Origin of the sequence: Pseudomonas sp. DTU12.1 (assembly GCF_009873475.1) — a bacterium.
Classification (GTDB): Bacteria; Pseudomonadota; Gammaproteobacteria; order Pseudomonadales; family Pseudomonadaceae; genus Aquipseudomonas; species Aquipseudomonas proteolytica.
Window position 1 is genome coordinate 264,460 of sequence record NZ_CP045254.1, and the last position, 13,338, is coordinate 277,797.

At 59.7% G+C, this 13,338-nt stretch carries 13 protein-coding genes; 10 read left to right on the plus strand and 3 right to left on the minus strand.

Features of this window, described 5'->3' with window-relative positions; genetic code table 11:
- Nucleotides 1-68: 68 nt before the first annotated feature.
- Nucleotides 69-710 (minus strand): ribosome biogenesis GTP-binding protein YihA/YsxC, encoded by a 642-nt coding sequence (yihA, locus tag GDV60_RS01260; protein WP_159906035.1) that lies wholly within the window; start codon nucleotides 708-710, stop codon nucleotides 69-71.
- Nucleotides 711-902: 192 nt separating this feature from the next.
- Between yihA and GDV60_RS01265 the strand changes: the two genes are divergently transcribed.
- From GDV60_RS01265 to GDV60_RS01290, 6 genes are all read left to right on the plus strand, one after another.
- The gene (locus tag GDV60_RS01265; protein WP_092232508.1) at nucleotides 903-1,193 is read left to right on the plus strand and encodes a cytochrome c5 family protein; all 291 of its coding nucleotides are present in this window, start codon (nucleotides 903-905) and stop codon (nucleotides 1,191-1,193) included.
- Nucleotides 1,194-1,239: 46 nt separating this feature from the next.
- Nucleotides 1,240-1,860, plus strand: a complete 621-nt coding sequence (locus tag GDV60_RS01270) for a cytochrome c (RefSeq protein ID WP_159906036.1) — start codon at nucleotides 1,240-1,242, stop codon at nucleotides 1,858-1,860.
- Nucleotides 1,861-2,047: 187 nt separating this feature from the next.
- A complete protein-coding gene (gene dsbA, locus GDV60_RS01275) occupies nucleotides 2,048-2,683 on the plus strand; it encodes a thiol:disulfide interchange protein DsbA (RefSeq protein WP_092232514.1) in 636 nt (211 codons plus the stop codon).
- Nucleotides 2,684-2,693: 10 nt separating this feature from the next.
- Nucleotides 2,694-3,572, plus strand: coding sequence for an endonuclease/exonuclease/phosphatase family protein (locus tag GDV60_RS01280; protein ID WP_029290363.1), 879 nt, complete (start codon nucleotides 2,694-2,696; stop codon nucleotides 3,570-3,572).
- Nucleotides 3,569-5,650 carry a diguanylate cyclase gene (locus tag GDV60_RS01285; protein WP_159906037.1) on the plus strand — a complete coding sequence of 694 codons (2,082 nt, stop codon included), beginning with the start codon at nucleotides 3,569-3,571 and terminating at the stop codon, nucleotides 5,648-5,650. Before GDV60_RS01280 ends, GDV60_RS01285 begins: the two co-directional genes overlap by 4 nt.
- 89 nt (nucleotides 5,651-5,739) lie before the next feature.
- A complete protein-coding gene (locus GDV60_RS01290; RefSeq protein WP_104911286.1) occupies nucleotides 5,740-6,516 on the plus strand; it encodes an N-acetylmuramoyl-L-alanine amidase in 777 nt (258 codons plus the stop codon).
- A 223-nt stretch (nucleotides 6,517-6,739) separates the two neighbouring features.
- On the opposite strand, the gene GDV60_RS01295 is transcribed toward GDV60_RS01290, so the two are convergent.
- On the minus strand, nucleotides 6,740-8,527 hold the full coding sequence (locus GDV60_RS01295; protein WP_029290370.1) for a KinB sensor domain-containing domain: 1,788 nt from the start codon (nucleotides 8,525-8,527) through the stop codon (nucleotides 6,740-6,742).
- Between the two features lie 10 nt (nucleotides 8,528-8,537).
- Nucleotides 8,538-9,884, minus strand: a complete 1,347-nt coding sequence (gene algB, locus GDV60_RS01300; protein WP_029290372.1) for a sigma-54-dependent response regulator transcription factor AlgB — start codon at nucleotides 9,882-9,884, stop codon at nucleotides 8,538-8,540.
- Between the two features lie 394 nt (nucleotides 9,885-10,278).
- Here algB and GDV60_RS01305 point away from each other — a divergent pair, with 394 nt between their 5' ends.
- The 4 genes from GDV60_RS01305 (at nucleotide 10,279) to gltP (ending at nucleotide 13,317) form a co-directional block, all read left to right on the plus strand.
- The gene (locus tag GDV60_RS01305; RefSeq protein WP_104911287.1) at nucleotides 10,279-10,563 is read left to right on the plus strand and encodes a hypothetical protein; all 285 of its coding nucleotides are present in this window, start codon (nucleotides 10,279-10,281) and stop codon (nucleotides 10,561-10,563) included.
- 79 nt (nucleotides 10,564-10,642) lie between these two features.
- Nucleotides 10,643-10,807, plus strand: coding sequence for a DUF1328 domain-containing protein (locus GDV60_RS01310; RefSeq protein ID WP_003170804.1), 165 nt, complete (start codon nucleotides 10,643-10,645; stop codon nucleotides 10,805-10,807).
- A 2-nt stretch (nucleotides 10,808-10,809) separates the two neighbouring features.
- On the plus strand, nucleotides 10,810-11,277 hold the full coding sequence (locus tag GDV60_RS01315; RefSeq protein ID WP_104911288.1) for an inhibitor of vertebrate lysozyme family protein: 468 nt from the start codon (nucleotides 10,810-10,812) through the stop codon (nucleotides 11,275-11,277).
- A gap of 708 nt (nucleotides 11,278-11,985) precedes the next feature.
- The gene (gltP, locus tag GDV60_RS01320; RefSeq protein WP_029290382.1) at nucleotides 11,986-13,317 is read left to right on the plus strand and encodes a glutamate/aspartate:proton symporter GltP; all 1,332 of its coding nucleotides are present in this window, start codon (nucleotides 11,986-11,988) and stop codon (nucleotides 13,315-13,317) included.
- Nucleotides 13,318-13,338 lie beyond the last annotated feature (21 nt).

Sequence of the window (13,338 nt, forward strand, 5' to 3'; positions counted from 1 at the left end):
CGGAGTACTTAGATCCCGAACTTCCCCTCCCCATACGAAGTTCGGGATTTTTTTTGCCCGCAACAAAGTCACTCGGCGATTTCTGCGCCCTTGTCAGGCAATTCCATCCAGCCTGCCAGTACGGTATAGGCGTCTTCCAGGCCCATGCGCTTGGGCGCCGAGAAGAGCTGGATCGTGATCGCATCACCCCAACCCTTACGGATTTCGGCCTGCACTTTGAGCAAGGTGTTCTTGGCGGCGCCGTAGGTCAGCTTGTCGGCCTTGGTCAGCAAAATGTGCATCGGCATGCCGCTGGCAACCGCCCAATCGAGCATCAGCAGGTCGAAATCGGTCATTGGATGACGGATGTCCATCATCAGGATCAGACCTTTCAGGCTTTCGCGGCCACCCAGGTAGGCTTCCAGGTGACGCTGCCAGTGCAGCTTCAGTGGGATAGGTACTTTCGCGTAACCGTAGCCCGGCAGGTCGACCAGACGCCGATCATCGTCTAGCTTGAAGAAGTTGAGGAGCTGTGTGCGACCTGGGGTTTTCGAGGTACGAGCCAGGCTGGCATGGGTCAGGGTGTTGAGTGCGCTGGACTTGCCAGCGTTGGAGCGCCCGGCGAAGGCCACTTCAAAGCCTTCGTCGTCGGGGCATTGGTCGACTTTGGCGGCGCTGAGCATGAAGGTGGACTGTTGGCACAGACCGAGGATGGGGTTCTTGAGTTGCATGGGATTTCCGATGTGGGCGGTGCCGGGAATGGGTGCGGCAAGTAGTGTCGTTCCCGTTTCAGTAGCGCCAGTATATAATGCCGCAGATTTTGTGTGTGCTTTGTCCCAGCGAAGGATGAAGTTCACGGGAGCGATAGACCTTTATTGCGCATTAGAACGCATAACGCTTCCAAACCCTGAAAAGGTCGACGTATGACCAAGTGGCTGCTAGCTGTCGGTGTCCTGGTACCACTTTACAGTGCGCAGGCTACACAGGATCCGGAAGCTATGTACAACCGCGTTTGCGCGGCTTGCCATGCCGGACAGCTGCCAACGGCCCCCGAGCGGGGTGACCAGGCAGCCTGGGCGCCGAGACTGGCGCAAGGCATGGATACGCTGGTGCAGCACGTGACCCAGGGTTTCAAGGCGATGCCGCCGCGTGGTTTGTGCATGGAATGCCGTGCCGAGGATTACCAGGCCATCATTATTTTGATGAGCGAGTAGACCCGGTTCATAACTCTATAACCTTTAGCCGTAATTGGATTAGCTGATGAACAAATTGATCGTGAGTCTGCTGTTGACCTTGGGCATCACTGGTGTTGCCCATGCTGCAGGTGACGCTACTGCTGGCCAGACAAAGGCCGCTGTATGTGGTGCCTGCCATGGACCGGACGGCAACAGCCCGGCGCCCAACTTTCCAAAGCTGGCGGGCCAGGGTGAGAGATACCTGAAGAAGCAGATGCACGACATCAAGGATGGCAAGCGAACGGTCCTGGAAATGACCGGCATGCTGACCAACCTCACCGATCAGGATCTGGATGATATCGCCGCATATTTCGCCAGCCAGACCGGCAGTGTGGGTGCTGCCGATAAAGCGTTGGTCGAGCGCGGCGAAGCACTCTTCCGTGGCGGCAACCTGGAAAAAGGCCTGCCTGCCTGTACCGGCTGCCACTCCCCGGATGGTTCGGGTAACGCTGCAGCAGGCTTCCCGCACCTGGGCGGCCAGCACGCCCAGTACATTGCCAAGCAACTGACGGATTTCCGTAAGGAAGACCCTAAAGTCGGTCGCAGCAACGATGGCGATGCCATGACCATGCGCACCATCGCCCGCAAACTGAGCGACGAAGACATTGCTGCGGTATCCAGCTACATCCAGGGCCTGCATAAGTAAGGCGCGGATGGCCTGACGTTGCCTGGGCAACGTTAACGCTCGATTAATCTGTCGATGCAAGCATAAAAAGGGTGGCTTAGGCCGCCCTTTTTTGTGGTCGCTACCGTTACACTAACGAACTCATGCCCGTGTAGACCTGTCATAAAAAAGGTCGCGCGAGGCGACTTTATTTGTCCAGGAGTAAAGCATGCGTAATCTGATCCTCAGCGCCGCTCTCGTCAGTGCCAGCCTGTTCGGCATGACCGCCCAAGCCGCCGACGTGCCGCTTGAAGCGGGTAAGACCTATGTTGAATTGGCCAATCCGGTACCGGTTGCGGTGCCGGGCAAGATCGAAGTCGTAGAGCTGTTCTGGTATGGCTGCCCGCATTGCTATTCCTTTGAGCCAACCATCAATCCCTGGGCCGAGAAGCTGCCGTCGGACGTGAACTTCAAGCGCATTCCTGCCATGTTCGGCGGTCCTTGGGACGCCCACGGCCAGATGTTCCTGACCCTGGAAGCCATGGGTGTAGAGCACAAGGTCCACAATGCCGTGTTCGAAGCTATCCAGAAGGATCGCAAGCCGCTGACCAAGCCTGATCAAATGGCCGACTTCCTCGCCACCCAGGGCGTAGACAAGGACAAGTTCCTCGCCACGTTCAACTCCTTCGCTATCCAGGGCCAGATCAAGCAGGCCAAGGAACTCGCGCAGAAATACGGCGTGCAAGGCGTTCCAACCCTGATCGTCAACGGCAAATACCGCTTTGACCTCGGCTCTACCGGTGGTCCTGAAGCGACCCTCAACGTTGCCGACCAGTTGATCGCCAAAGAGCGCGCAGCCAAGTAAGGGGCTCGCCATGCGTCGCTGGGGTACAGAACGCGTCGTTGGCCTGCATGATCCGCAGGTCAACGAACACCATCTCACGTCCACCGGCCTGCCGGCGGACAGCCGGCTGCGCTTGCTGAGCTTCAATATCCAGGTTGGCATCAGCACCGAGAAGTACCGTCATTACCTGACCCGTGGCTGGCAGCATTTGCTGCCCCACACGGGGCGGGCCGGCAATCTGCAAAAGATTGGCGACCTGCTCGGTGACTTCGACCTGGTGGCGCTGCAGGAGGCCGATGGCGGCAGCCTGCGTTCGGGCTACATCAATCAAGTCGAGCATCTGGCCCAGCTCGGTGCATTCCCCTACTGGTACCAGCAACTCAATCGCAACCTCGGTCGTTTGGGCCAGCACAGCAATGGGGTGCTCAGCCGCTTGAAGCCGTGGGCGATCGAGGATCACCCGCTGCCCGGCCCAAAAGGGCGTGGGGCAATTCTCGTGCGTTTTGGCGAAGGGCCCGAGGCGCTCGTGGTGGTCATGATGCACCTGGCGCTGGGGGCGCGTACCCGGACCATGCAGTTGGCCTATATCCGTGAGCTGATTGGCGATTACAAACACCAGGTGCTGATGGGGGATATGAACACCCACGCCAGTGACCTGTTGGAGAATTCTCCGTTGCGCGACCTCGGGCTGCTGGCGCCACAGGTCGAAGCCACTTTCCCCAGCTGGCGCCCGCAACGTTGTCTTGACCACATCCTGTTAAGCCCGACCTTGACCCTGGAAAGCGTGCAGGTACTGGCCCAGCCCATTTCCGATCACCTGCCGGTCGCGGTAGAGATTCGTCTGCCGGGTTCGCTCACGGCTGATGCATTACCCGCGTTGAGCCCCGGCCCTCGCGGATCCCTTGCATGAGCGACGAAGCCCAGCGCTGGAAAGAGAAATACCTGTTAAGCATCGAGCAACAAGAAAAGCTCGAACGCCGTTGGGCTGCGCGCCTCGACTTGCTGCGCCGTGGGCTGGTGCGCAGCACGCTGGCGGCCGAAGGCACGGACCGGGCGGTCGACCAGTGTATGAAAGAGATGCGCGATGTGGTGCGCAGCGATGACATGGACGCCGCGCTCGCCGCCCTGTTGCCACGCCTGGAAAAGGCCGTACTGGACTCCGAGCAGCGCCGTGAAACGCGGGTTGATCAGATCAGTACGGCGCTGACCGCGCTGGTTGCGCAACTGCAGGCGCTGCCCTTGCCGCGGGAAGTCAGCCGCCCGCTGAAGAGTTTCGCCAAGCAGTTGGACAGCCGCGTCGGCCAGGCGCGGGAAATCCCCCTGCTGCTCAGTGAGTTGAGCGGGCTTCAAGGGCAGGCCCTGAGTAATCTTGAGTCGGATGACGAACCTGCTCGGCCAGGCTTGTTGCAGCGCCTGTTTGGTGGCAAGGAGGCGGGTACGGAGGTAGCGCCGGTTGAGCCTGCTGTTCCCCCGGTCTCCCGGCCCGCCCCTGCGGTAGAAATCAGTCCGGCCGCCCAGGCCGTTGAGGATGCGCCCGAGCTGGCACAGGCGCTGCGTGCTTTTGCACCTCAAGCACAGGCACCGCAGCAGCCAGTGCCGGAGGCTGCGCCTGCGGCGCTGACCGTTGCGCCCGAGATTGATGTCGAGGAGCGCGTGGCAGCACCGCCGCAGGCTGCTACGACCCGGTTATTGCCCGTTGAGATGCCTGCCGCGGCCTTGGAAACACAGGAGCCGCGCCAGCCCGCCGAAGTCATTCTCGCCCCGCCGCCTGAACTTGCGCTTGCAGTGGTTGCGGCGCCCCAGGCCCTGCCAGAGGCGCCGCAACCGACGGCGATCGGCAGCCTGTCGTTGCCGCCGGTGCTGGAGGATGAATCGGCAGAGGTTGACCCCGACGCGATGGATGGCGAGGTGCTGTACGCCCTGCCCGACTCGCCTGAGCCATCCTACAGTTCCGTCGCCAAGCATATCGAAGACACCCTGCTCGGCCTGTTGGGCGACCTCGACCTGCCCGAGCACCATCGACCCCAGGCCGAAGCCATGCGCGAACGCTTGGCCCATGGGTTGAACTGGTACGAACTGCTGCCGATCCTCGATGACCTGGCGGTATTGATGCTGGCTATTACCGATAGCGGCCAGCATGAATTCGAGGCCTACCTCAAGCGTCTCAACGAGCGGCTGGAGGCCTTCCAGAGCAATCTGCAAGCGGCCAGCGACGGGCACGCCGACAGCCGCAGCGCCGCGCGCGAGATGGATACGCAAATCCGTGAGCAGATGGATGGCTTGCAAAGCAGTGTCCAGGAAGCGGCTGACCTCGATGACCTCAAGCAAGTGTTGGAGAGTCATCTTGAGGGGCTGCTGGGCGCGATGGACGAGCATCAAAAGCAGCGTGACCAGCGCGAACATGAAGTGGCCGCACGGCTGCAGGGCTTGGCCGAGCGCGTGGCGAGCATGGAGCAGGAGGCCCAGGGTTATCGTGATCATCTCGAGGTCCAGCGCCAGAAAGCGCTGATCGACCCGCTCACCGGCTTGCCCAATCGTGCGGCCTGGAGCGAACGCCTGGAGTACGAGGTCAATACCTGGCATCAACAGGGCAACAGTCTGTCACTGGCGATGCTGGACCTTGACCACTTCAAGCGCATCAACGACAGCTACGGCCATTTGGCGGGCGACAAGGTGTTGAAGATCATCGCCAATGTATTGAACAAACGCCTGCGGCCGACGGATTTCATCGCGCGGTTTGGCGGTGAGGAGTTTGTCCTGCTGATGCCGGATTCGGCGCTGGGCGATGCGCTGGAACTGGGCGAGCGCCTGCGTGCAGCGATCGAGGCGTGCCCGTTTCACTTCAAGGGCGAGCGGGTGACCATCACCATGTCCATCGGCATGGCGCAGTTTCAGCCGGGCGAGCGCAGCGACCTGGCACTCAAGCGTGCAGACGAAGCCTTGTATCGGGCCAAGGCGGCGGGACGCAATCAGGTGCAGGCGGCCTGAAAAGTTGTTCCATTTTGTAAGCCTGCCGCTGAACGGCAAACGGTACGTTACACTGTTGCATTATCGTCTTTAGCGTACTGTCTGTTGCCATGAAATTTCTCGTTGCTGCTCTTCTGTCCCTCACCCTCGCCGGCTGTGCGAGTGGCCCGCGTCTGGATACCACCCACCCTTCGGTGAACTTCGATAACCGTATCCAGTTCGTCGTGCTGCACTACACCGCGACCAACCTTCAAGGTTCGCTGGCGCTATTGACCAAAGGCCAGGTCAGCAGCCACTACCTGATTGGCGACGACGCCCGTGCGACCATCTATAAACTGGTGGATGAGGACAAGCGCTCCTGGCATGCCGGGGAAAGTGAATGGATGGGGCGTACCTGGCTCAACTCCAGCTCCATTGGTATCGAGATCGTCAACCCGGGCTACCGCGATACGCCCACCGGGCGCGTCTGGTATCCCTACTCCGAAGCGCAGGTCCAGTCCCTGGTGACCTTGCTCAAGGACATCAGCCAGCGCAACCGGATCAACCCTAAGTTCATTATTGGGCATAGCGATATCGCCCCCGGTCGTAAACTTGATCCGGGCCCCTTGTTCCCGTGGAAGCGCCTGGCGGATGAAGGCTTGGGGGTCTGGCCCGAGGCCCAGGCGGTCGCGCGGTATCAGGCCGAGTACGCCAGGCAACTGCCAAGCATTACCTGGTTCCAGGAAGAGTTGGCACGCCTGGGGTATTCCACGCCGCAGACCGGCGAGCTGGATGTGGCGACTCGGCGTGTGCTAGCCGCGTTCCAGATGCGCTTCCGGCCGGCCCTGTACGACGGCACGCCGGATGCGCAAAGCGCAGCGATCCTGCGGGTGTTGAACCACCGCTAAGTGGGGTTGTTGACTAGGGGGTTAGTCCCTCGCTGTGCTGCGTAGCGCCCCAAACCGGCCAACTCACCGACCTTATTGGGGCCGCTACGCGGCCCAGCGCGGGGCAAGCCCGCTCGCCACAAGAGGAGCTTTGGCCGGCGGGCACGGTAAATGTGGCGAGGGGGCTTGTCCCCCGTTGGGCTGCGTAGCAGCCCTAAGCCCGCCTCCCACGACAGGCTCTTAGTTACAACGGTAACGCCATATAGAACTGCGTACCCTGCCCCGGCCTGGAATAGACTCCCATGCGGCCACCGTGCAACTGCACGATCTCCTTGCACAGCGCCAGCCCCAGGCCGGCGCCGCCTTTCTTGCGGCCTACCTGGACAAAAGGCTCGAAAATCCGACCCTGCTGGCCGTAGGCGATGCCTTCGCCGTTGTCTTCGACGCTGATGATCAGCCGTTCGCCATGGCGCCGCGCCTGCAGGCGAATCTGCCCGCCTTCGCTGGTATGGCGCAGGGCATTGCCGAGCAGGTTGTCCAGGACCCGCTCCAATTGCGCTTGGTCGGCATGCAACCTGGGCAGTTGCGCTTGCGCTTCTACCAGCAGGTCGATGTTTTGCGCATTCGCCAGTTCAGCAAAGCGCGCACGGGCATGTTCAAGAAGATCATTGATGTCGCAAGGCGCCAGGGTGAGTTTTTGCAGGCCGTTCTGGTAGCGGGAAAAGTTGAGCAGGTCGTTGATCAACTGCATCAGGCGCTGCATTTCTTCGTTGACCGTATTCAACAGGTCGGCTTCGCGAGACTCAGGAGGGAATTTCGCCCGTTCCTGGAACAGGCCGAACGCCATATGCATACCGGTGACTGGCGTACGCAACTCATGGGAAGCACGCAGCACAAATTCGCTGCGCACCCGTTCGAAGGCCCGCTGTTCGGTAACGTCATGCAACACCATCACGGCGCCGAGAATATGCCCTTGGTGGTGGCTGACGGGCGTCATGCTGTAGGTCAACAGGCGTGATTCACCCTCGACTTCCACTTCCAGGTCGTCAGGTGCGTGTTCCAGGTTGCCGCCACGCAGCACCAGGTGCAGTTGCTCATCCAGTTCGGGCCGTTGCAACGCTTCACCCAGGCCTTGCCCCAGGCGGCTCTCGTCCCAGCCCAACTGGCGCTGGGCGACCGGGTTGAGATGCTCCAGGCGCCCTTGGCGGTCGATCATCAGCAAACCGTCGTCGATGCTGTCGAGTACAGCCTGCAGGCGTTGCTGGCCGGCGAGCAATTCGTCGACATTGGTTGCCTGATGTTGACGCAGGGCTTCGGCCATGATGCCGAAGCGCCGGGTCAGTTGGTTCATTTCGGCCGCCGAAGAAATCGGCAAGGTGACATCAAAATTTCCTTGGCCGATTTTATCGGCCGCCTTGGCCAGGGCTTCGATGGGCCCGCCAAAGCGCCGGGCAATGCCATGGGCGGTGATGAAGCCGATGATCAGCACCGCCAGGCCCACCAGCCCGAGCAGCCCGGCAATCCACAGGGCGCGTTCGCGAGACTGGCTTTCGGTGTCGTTGATGTTTTCCAGTGCTCTTTTATGTTCGCTGATCAGGCCATTGCGCAAGACGTTGAAGCTGGTGGTGAGTTTTTCGTTATTGCGCAGGGACGGCGGCGTACTTTCGTTTTCTTCGAACGCTTCAAGGAAAGTCAGGTAATCGGCCTTGGCTTGAGAGAAACCGCCGACCCTGGCGACACTCATTTCGTGGGCGACGCCCTCGTCCAACAGCTTGAAGTATTGCTGCTTGGCCTTGTTCAGCGCCACCGGGTCTGGGGTGTCGTGAAGCATCAGAATCAGTTGGTCACCCAGGCTCTGGCGCAGCTTGAGCCCCAGATCCAGGGTGATGAAGTTGCTGCGGATCAGGGATTCCTGGGTCTTGGCCATTTGCATGACACTCACCAGCCCCAGCAGCAACCCGAGCAGCGCCACGGTGATCAGCGCAGAAATGCTCAGGAACAGCCGCGTGCGCAGTTTCATCGCCAGCTTCATAAGGTACAGCTCACAGGTTGTATTGCTTGCGTTTGCGATACAGCGTCGACGCATCGATGCCCAAGGTCTTGGCTGCCTGGTCCAGGGTGTCGCTGGTGGCCAGGACGGCGCCGATATGGGCCTTTTCCAGCTCATCCAGGCTCAGCGCCGCACCGATGCGCGGTGCATTATTGGTCGGCTGCTCGGCCATACCCAGATGGCTGATTTCGACCTTCTCCTGGGCACAGATGATGCTCGCGCGCTCCACCACGTTGCGCAGTTCGCGGATATTGCCCGGCCAACGGTAGTTCAGCAGTGCTTCGCGGGCCTCGTCGCTGAAGCCGCGAGCTGGCCGCGCGTACTCTTTGACGAAGCGCGCGAGGAAGCGGTCGGCGAGGGCGAGGATATCTTCGCTACGTTCACGCAGGGGTGGCAGGTGCAGCGTGATGACGTTGAGGCGATACAGCAAGTCTTCGCGAAAACGCCCGTCGCGCACCATGTCTTCCAGGTTCAGGTTGGTCGCCGCCAGGATACGTACATCGGCGCGGCGGGTGACCGGGTCGCCGACCCGCTCATATTCCTTGTCCTGAATAAAACGCAGCAACTTGGGTTGCAATGTCAGGGGAAAGTCGCCGATCTCGTCGAGGAACAGCGTGCCGCCGTCGGCCTGGTTGACCCGGCCCAGGGTGCTTTCGCTAGCGCCGGTAAAGGCCCCTCGGCTGTGGCCGAACAGCTCGCTTTCCATCAGTTCGGCGGTCAGGGATGGGCAGTTGATGGTGACGCAGGACTTCTTCGCCCTTTTGCTCCAGCCGTGAATAGCCCGGGCCAGCTCACCTTTACCGGTGCCGGACTCGCCGAGGATCAGGATATTGGCGTCGGTGCCGGCCACTTGGCGGGCGGTCTCCAGCACCACCATCATCGACGGGCTATGGGAGTCGAGGCCATCCTTGGGCTGGCGCACTTCGCCTTCCAGCGCTTCCAGGCGTGCCGACAACTGACGCACCTCGAGCTGCTTGGCGGTGGCCAGGCGCAGTTGGTCCGGGCTGCAAGGCTTGACCAGGTAATCGGCCGCGCCTGCCTGGATCGCATCCACGGCCGTATCCACGGCCGAATGAGCGGTGACGATCACTACGCGCATCCAGGGCGCCTGGATACGCATCTGCGCCAGTACATCCAGACCATTGTCCTCGCCCAGGCGCAGGTCCAGGAAGCACAGGTCGAAGACCTGGCGTTGCAGCAGGGCATCGGCTTGGGCCGCGCTGTTGGCGGTGGCCACGGTATAGCCTTCATCTTCCAGGCAGTAACGGAAGGTGCGGAGGATTGCGGACTCGTCGTCCACTAAAAGAATGCGGCCTTGAAGTTCCTTGGCTGATTCCATCTGTCCCGCGCTCCTTAAGTAAAAATGATTGATCTTGGTTAGTCCCGGAATAATCGGGCAAGTTGCATGGTTTATTCTGATTGATTCAAAGCCCAATCGCGCAGCTATCTGAGACCGTTCCTACTTACATGCCTAGGCAGCGTGTTTTTCACCCTTCTTGACCCTTCGGCAGTCCTGCAGCCCGCTCTGATCCCTTGAACCGACCACTGACCATCGTGCATTTCGCACGGTGAGGATAGGCGCATCGTGCAGGATGCTGCTGGGAAGAAACCGATCAATATTGCAAATACCTGATTTTATTGATGTTTATCTGATTAAAAAACTGGCATGCACTCTGCAATACCTCTCCTACAAGCGTGATAACGAACAAAACAACATGCGGGAGATATTCAGGATGACTCGCCAAAGCCTCAAGCCATTGCGTGTATCGCCACTGCGCCTTCAACAGGGGCTGTTCGCCAGCCTCGCCTTGATGGTGACCTTGATCGGTGGTCAGCAATTGCAACATTGGCAGCAGAGCCAACAGTCCGCCCCGCAGTTCGAGCGCGCACCCATGACGCAGACCCATTTCCGTTCCGTTGGCAGCAGCAGCGCTGAAGTCACCGCTCCACGCATGATGGCGGTTGAACAGGACATCGCCCTGTACGACGAACCGATCCAGGAACGCTGGGTGTTCTAGGCACGAACCTGGCGCCCCGTTGGGTGCGACAGGATGGCTACACAGCAGTCACTTCTATAGACGCATGAGGAGAATCACCATGTTGAGTTGGGCAATCACATTCCTGATCATTGCCATTGTGGCTGCAGTCCTGGGCTTCGGTGGTATCGCGGGCACCGCTACGGGTATCGCCAAGATTCTCTTTGTCGTTTTCCTGGTGATGTTCATCGCTTCCTTCTTCTTTGGCCGCCGCGGTCGAGGCTGAACATGGCCAACTTGTCTTTCAAAACCCTTGCTGCCGCCCTGCTGTTGGGCGGCAGTGGCTTGGCCATGGCCGCCAATGACGGCCAGGCGCGGGCCAATGAGCTGCTCAATGCCGACCCGCAGTATCGCGAAACCTGGCAGGGCGTGGTCAAGAAGGAAGAGCGTCTGCCTGAATGGGTGATCAACCTGTCGGGCATGTCTGAGCAAATGAACGCAGTAACGGAAGACGGTGACGGGTATTTGGTAGGGCCGCTGTGTGAAACGGCCGACACCTGCCTTAATAAACGTCTGATCGTCGCGTTCAGCATGGATAAGGACGATGCCTACGCGATGTTGGTCGAAGTTCCTGCCGGGCTTCCGGCGGACAAGTCGCCAACACGGCATGCGGACTATCGCTTCATCGGTAAGCCCGATGAAGGCATGCAGAAGTTGCTGATGGAGCAACTGAAGAAAGATCCGAATTGGTACTAGGCCCCTCTGCGGGCCTCGCCAACATGGAACCAGGCCAACTGCCTGTTTCCGTTTGCACCGCCGCCTGATGACGGTGCATGACCAGGGGGCCGGGTTGCTCTGATCAAGGTGGATCGGCGTGACCTACGGGTACAGGGAGTGCCTGCGCAAGGGCCGGGTCAGGAGAAAAGCTGCGACGCAAGTCCGCAGGCAGTTATGGCCTGACGGACTTGCGGCGAGCTTGATAGTCATCACTAGGCGCTTATGCCGCCTATAGCTGCAAAATTCCCTTCTGCTTCAACATAACCGTTTCGCGGTGTTACATCGCGACCATCTATCGAGAAAGTTTGTCTTCGGCCAGACGTGTTTTTCGATGGTATGCGTAGGAATTTGCACGAGTTTTTTCCAGCCGACAAAAAAGCCTAACGTCCCTAGGCGAGCCTGAAATGGCCGGTTAACGGCATGTATGCCTGACAAAATGTCGCATTCGAACTGACCAAACAGACAGTTTTATTTGCAAAAACTCATGCCGATTCGGCATGGGGTAGGCGTTTACGGCATTAGACTATGCCCCCCCGCATGGGAATAGTTGCGCCTTTTTTCGCTTGCCAGTAAGCCATATCGGCCAACTGCGGTGACCTTCTACGGAGGCTGATGCTCACACTTTTTCGCTTCCGGGCGTTCCAGCTGGCGCATCTGCCTGAGTCCACTTGAAACAAGGGTAATGACATGAAGAAGGCAAAACTAAGCCTCGCCTGGCAGATCCTCATCGGTCTGGTGCTAGGGATTGCAATCGGTGCTGTACTCAACCACTTCAGCGCCGAAAAAGCCTGGTGGATCAGCAACGTGTTGCAGCCGGCGGGCGATATCTTTATCCGCCTGATCAAGATGATCGTGATCCCGATCGTGATTTCGTCGCTGATTGTCGGAATCGCCGGTGTAGGGGACGCGAAAAAGCTCGGTCGGATCGGCGTAAAGACCATCGTTTACTTCGAAGTGGTCACTACCATTGCGATTGTGGTCGGCCTGCTGTTGGCCAACCTGTTCCACCCGGGTGCCGGCATCGACATGAGCACCCTGGGTACGGTGGACATCTCCAAGTACCAGGCGACCGCCGCCGAGGTGCAGCATGAGCATGCGTTCATCGAGACCATCCTCAACCTGATCCCATCGAACATCTTTGCCGCTGTTGCTCGTGGCGAGATGCTGCCGATCATCTTCTTCTCCGTGTTGTTCGGCCTGGGCTTGTCGAGCCTCAAGCCAGACTTGCGCGAACCCCTGGTCACCATGTTCCAGGGCGTTTCCGAGAGCATGTTCAAAGTCACCCACATGATCATGAAATACGCCCCTATCGGTGTATTTGCCCTGATCGCCGTGACCGTGGCCAACTTCGGTTTCGCCTCGCTGCTGCCTCTGGCCAAGCTGGTGATCCTGGTCTACGTCGCCATCTTGTTCTTCGCCTTTGTGATTCTTGGCCTGATCGCCCGCCTGTTCGGCTTCTCGGTGATCAAGCTGATGCGCATCTTCAAGGATGAGCTGGTACTGGCCTACTCCACCGCCAGTTCCGAGACCGTGCTGCCGCGTGTGATCGAGAAGATGGAAGCCTACGGCGCACCGAAAGCTATCTGCAGCTTCGTGGTGCCGACCGGTTACTCGTTCAACCTCGACGGTTCGACCCTGTACCAGAGCATCGCGGCGATCTTTATTGCCCAGCTGTATGGCATCGATCTGTCGGTTGGCCAGCAACTGATGCTGGTACTGACCCTGATGGTCACCTCCAAAGGTATCGCCGGTGTACCGGGCGTGTCCTTCGTGGTACTGCTGGCAACCCTGGGCAGCGTGGGCATCCCATTGGAAGGCCTGGCGTTCATCGCCGGCGTCGACCGCATCATGGACATGGCGCGTACCGCCCTGAACGTGATCGGCAATGCCCTGGCCGTGCTGGTTATCTCGCGCTGGGAAGGCATGTACGACGATGCCAAGGGCGAGCGCTACTGGAACTCCCTGCCACACTGGCGGACCAAGACCGCGCTGCCGGCTGGCGAGACCAGCCAGGGCTGATCGCCGCTTGAATCGCACAAA

What these genes read in the sequence shown, in the direction of transcription:
- yihA (WP_159906035.1), bottom strand. Translation starts at nt 710, where the DNA reads ATGCAACTCAAGAACCCCATCCTCGGTCTGTGCCAACAGTCCACCTTC.
- GDV60_RS01290 (WP_104911286.1), top strand. Translation starts at nt 5,740, where the DNA reads ATGAAATTTCTCGTTGCTGCTCTTCTGTCCCTCACCCTCGCCGGCTGT.
- GDV60_RS01280 (WP_029290363.1), top strand. Translation starts at nt 2,694, where the DNA reads ATGCGTCGCTGGGGTACAGAACGCGTCGTTGGCCTGCATGATCCGCAG.
- GDV60_RS01305 (WP_104911287.1), top strand. Translation starts at nt 10,279, where the DNA reads ATGACTCGCCAAAGCCTCAAGCCATTGCGTGTATCGCCACTGCGCCTT.
- GDV60_RS01285 (WP_159906037.1), top strand. Translation starts at nt 3,569, where the DNA reads ATGAGCGACGAAGCCCAGCGCTGGAAAGAGAAATACCTGTTAAGCATC.
- GDV60_RS01315 (WP_104911288.1), top strand. Translation starts at nt 10,810, where the DNA reads ATGGCCAACTTGTCTTTCAAAACCCTTGCTGCCGCCCTGCTGTTGGGC.
- GDV60_RS01310 (WP_003170804.1), top strand. Translation starts at nt 10,643, where the DNA reads ATGTTGAGTTGGGCAATCACATTCCTGATCATTGCCATTGTGGCTGCA.
- dsbA (WP_092232514.1), top strand. Translation starts at nt 2,048, where the DNA reads ATGCGTAATCTGATCCTCAGCGCCGCTCTCGTCAGTGCCAGCCTGTTC.
- gltP (WP_029290382.1), top strand. Translation starts at nt 11,986, where the DNA reads ATGAAGAAGGCAAAACTAAGCCTCGCCTGGCAGATCCTCATCGGTCTG.
- GDV60_RS01265 (WP_092232508.1), top strand. Translation starts at nt 903, where the DNA reads ATGACCAAGTGGCTGCTAGCTGTCGGTGTCCTGGTACCACTTTACAGT.
- algB (WP_029290372.1), bottom strand. Translation starts at nt 9,884, where the DNA reads ATGGAATCAGCCAAGGAACTTCAAGGCCGCATTCTTTTAGTGGACGAC.
- GDV60_RS01270 (WP_159906036.1), top strand. Translation starts at nt 1,240, where the DNA reads ATGAACAAATTGATCGTGAGTCTGCTGTTGACCTTGGGCATCACTGGT.
- GDV60_RS01295 (WP_029290370.1), bottom strand. Translation starts at nt 8,527, where the DNA reads ATGAAGCTGGCGATGAAACTGCGCACGCGGCTGTTCCTGAGCATTTCT.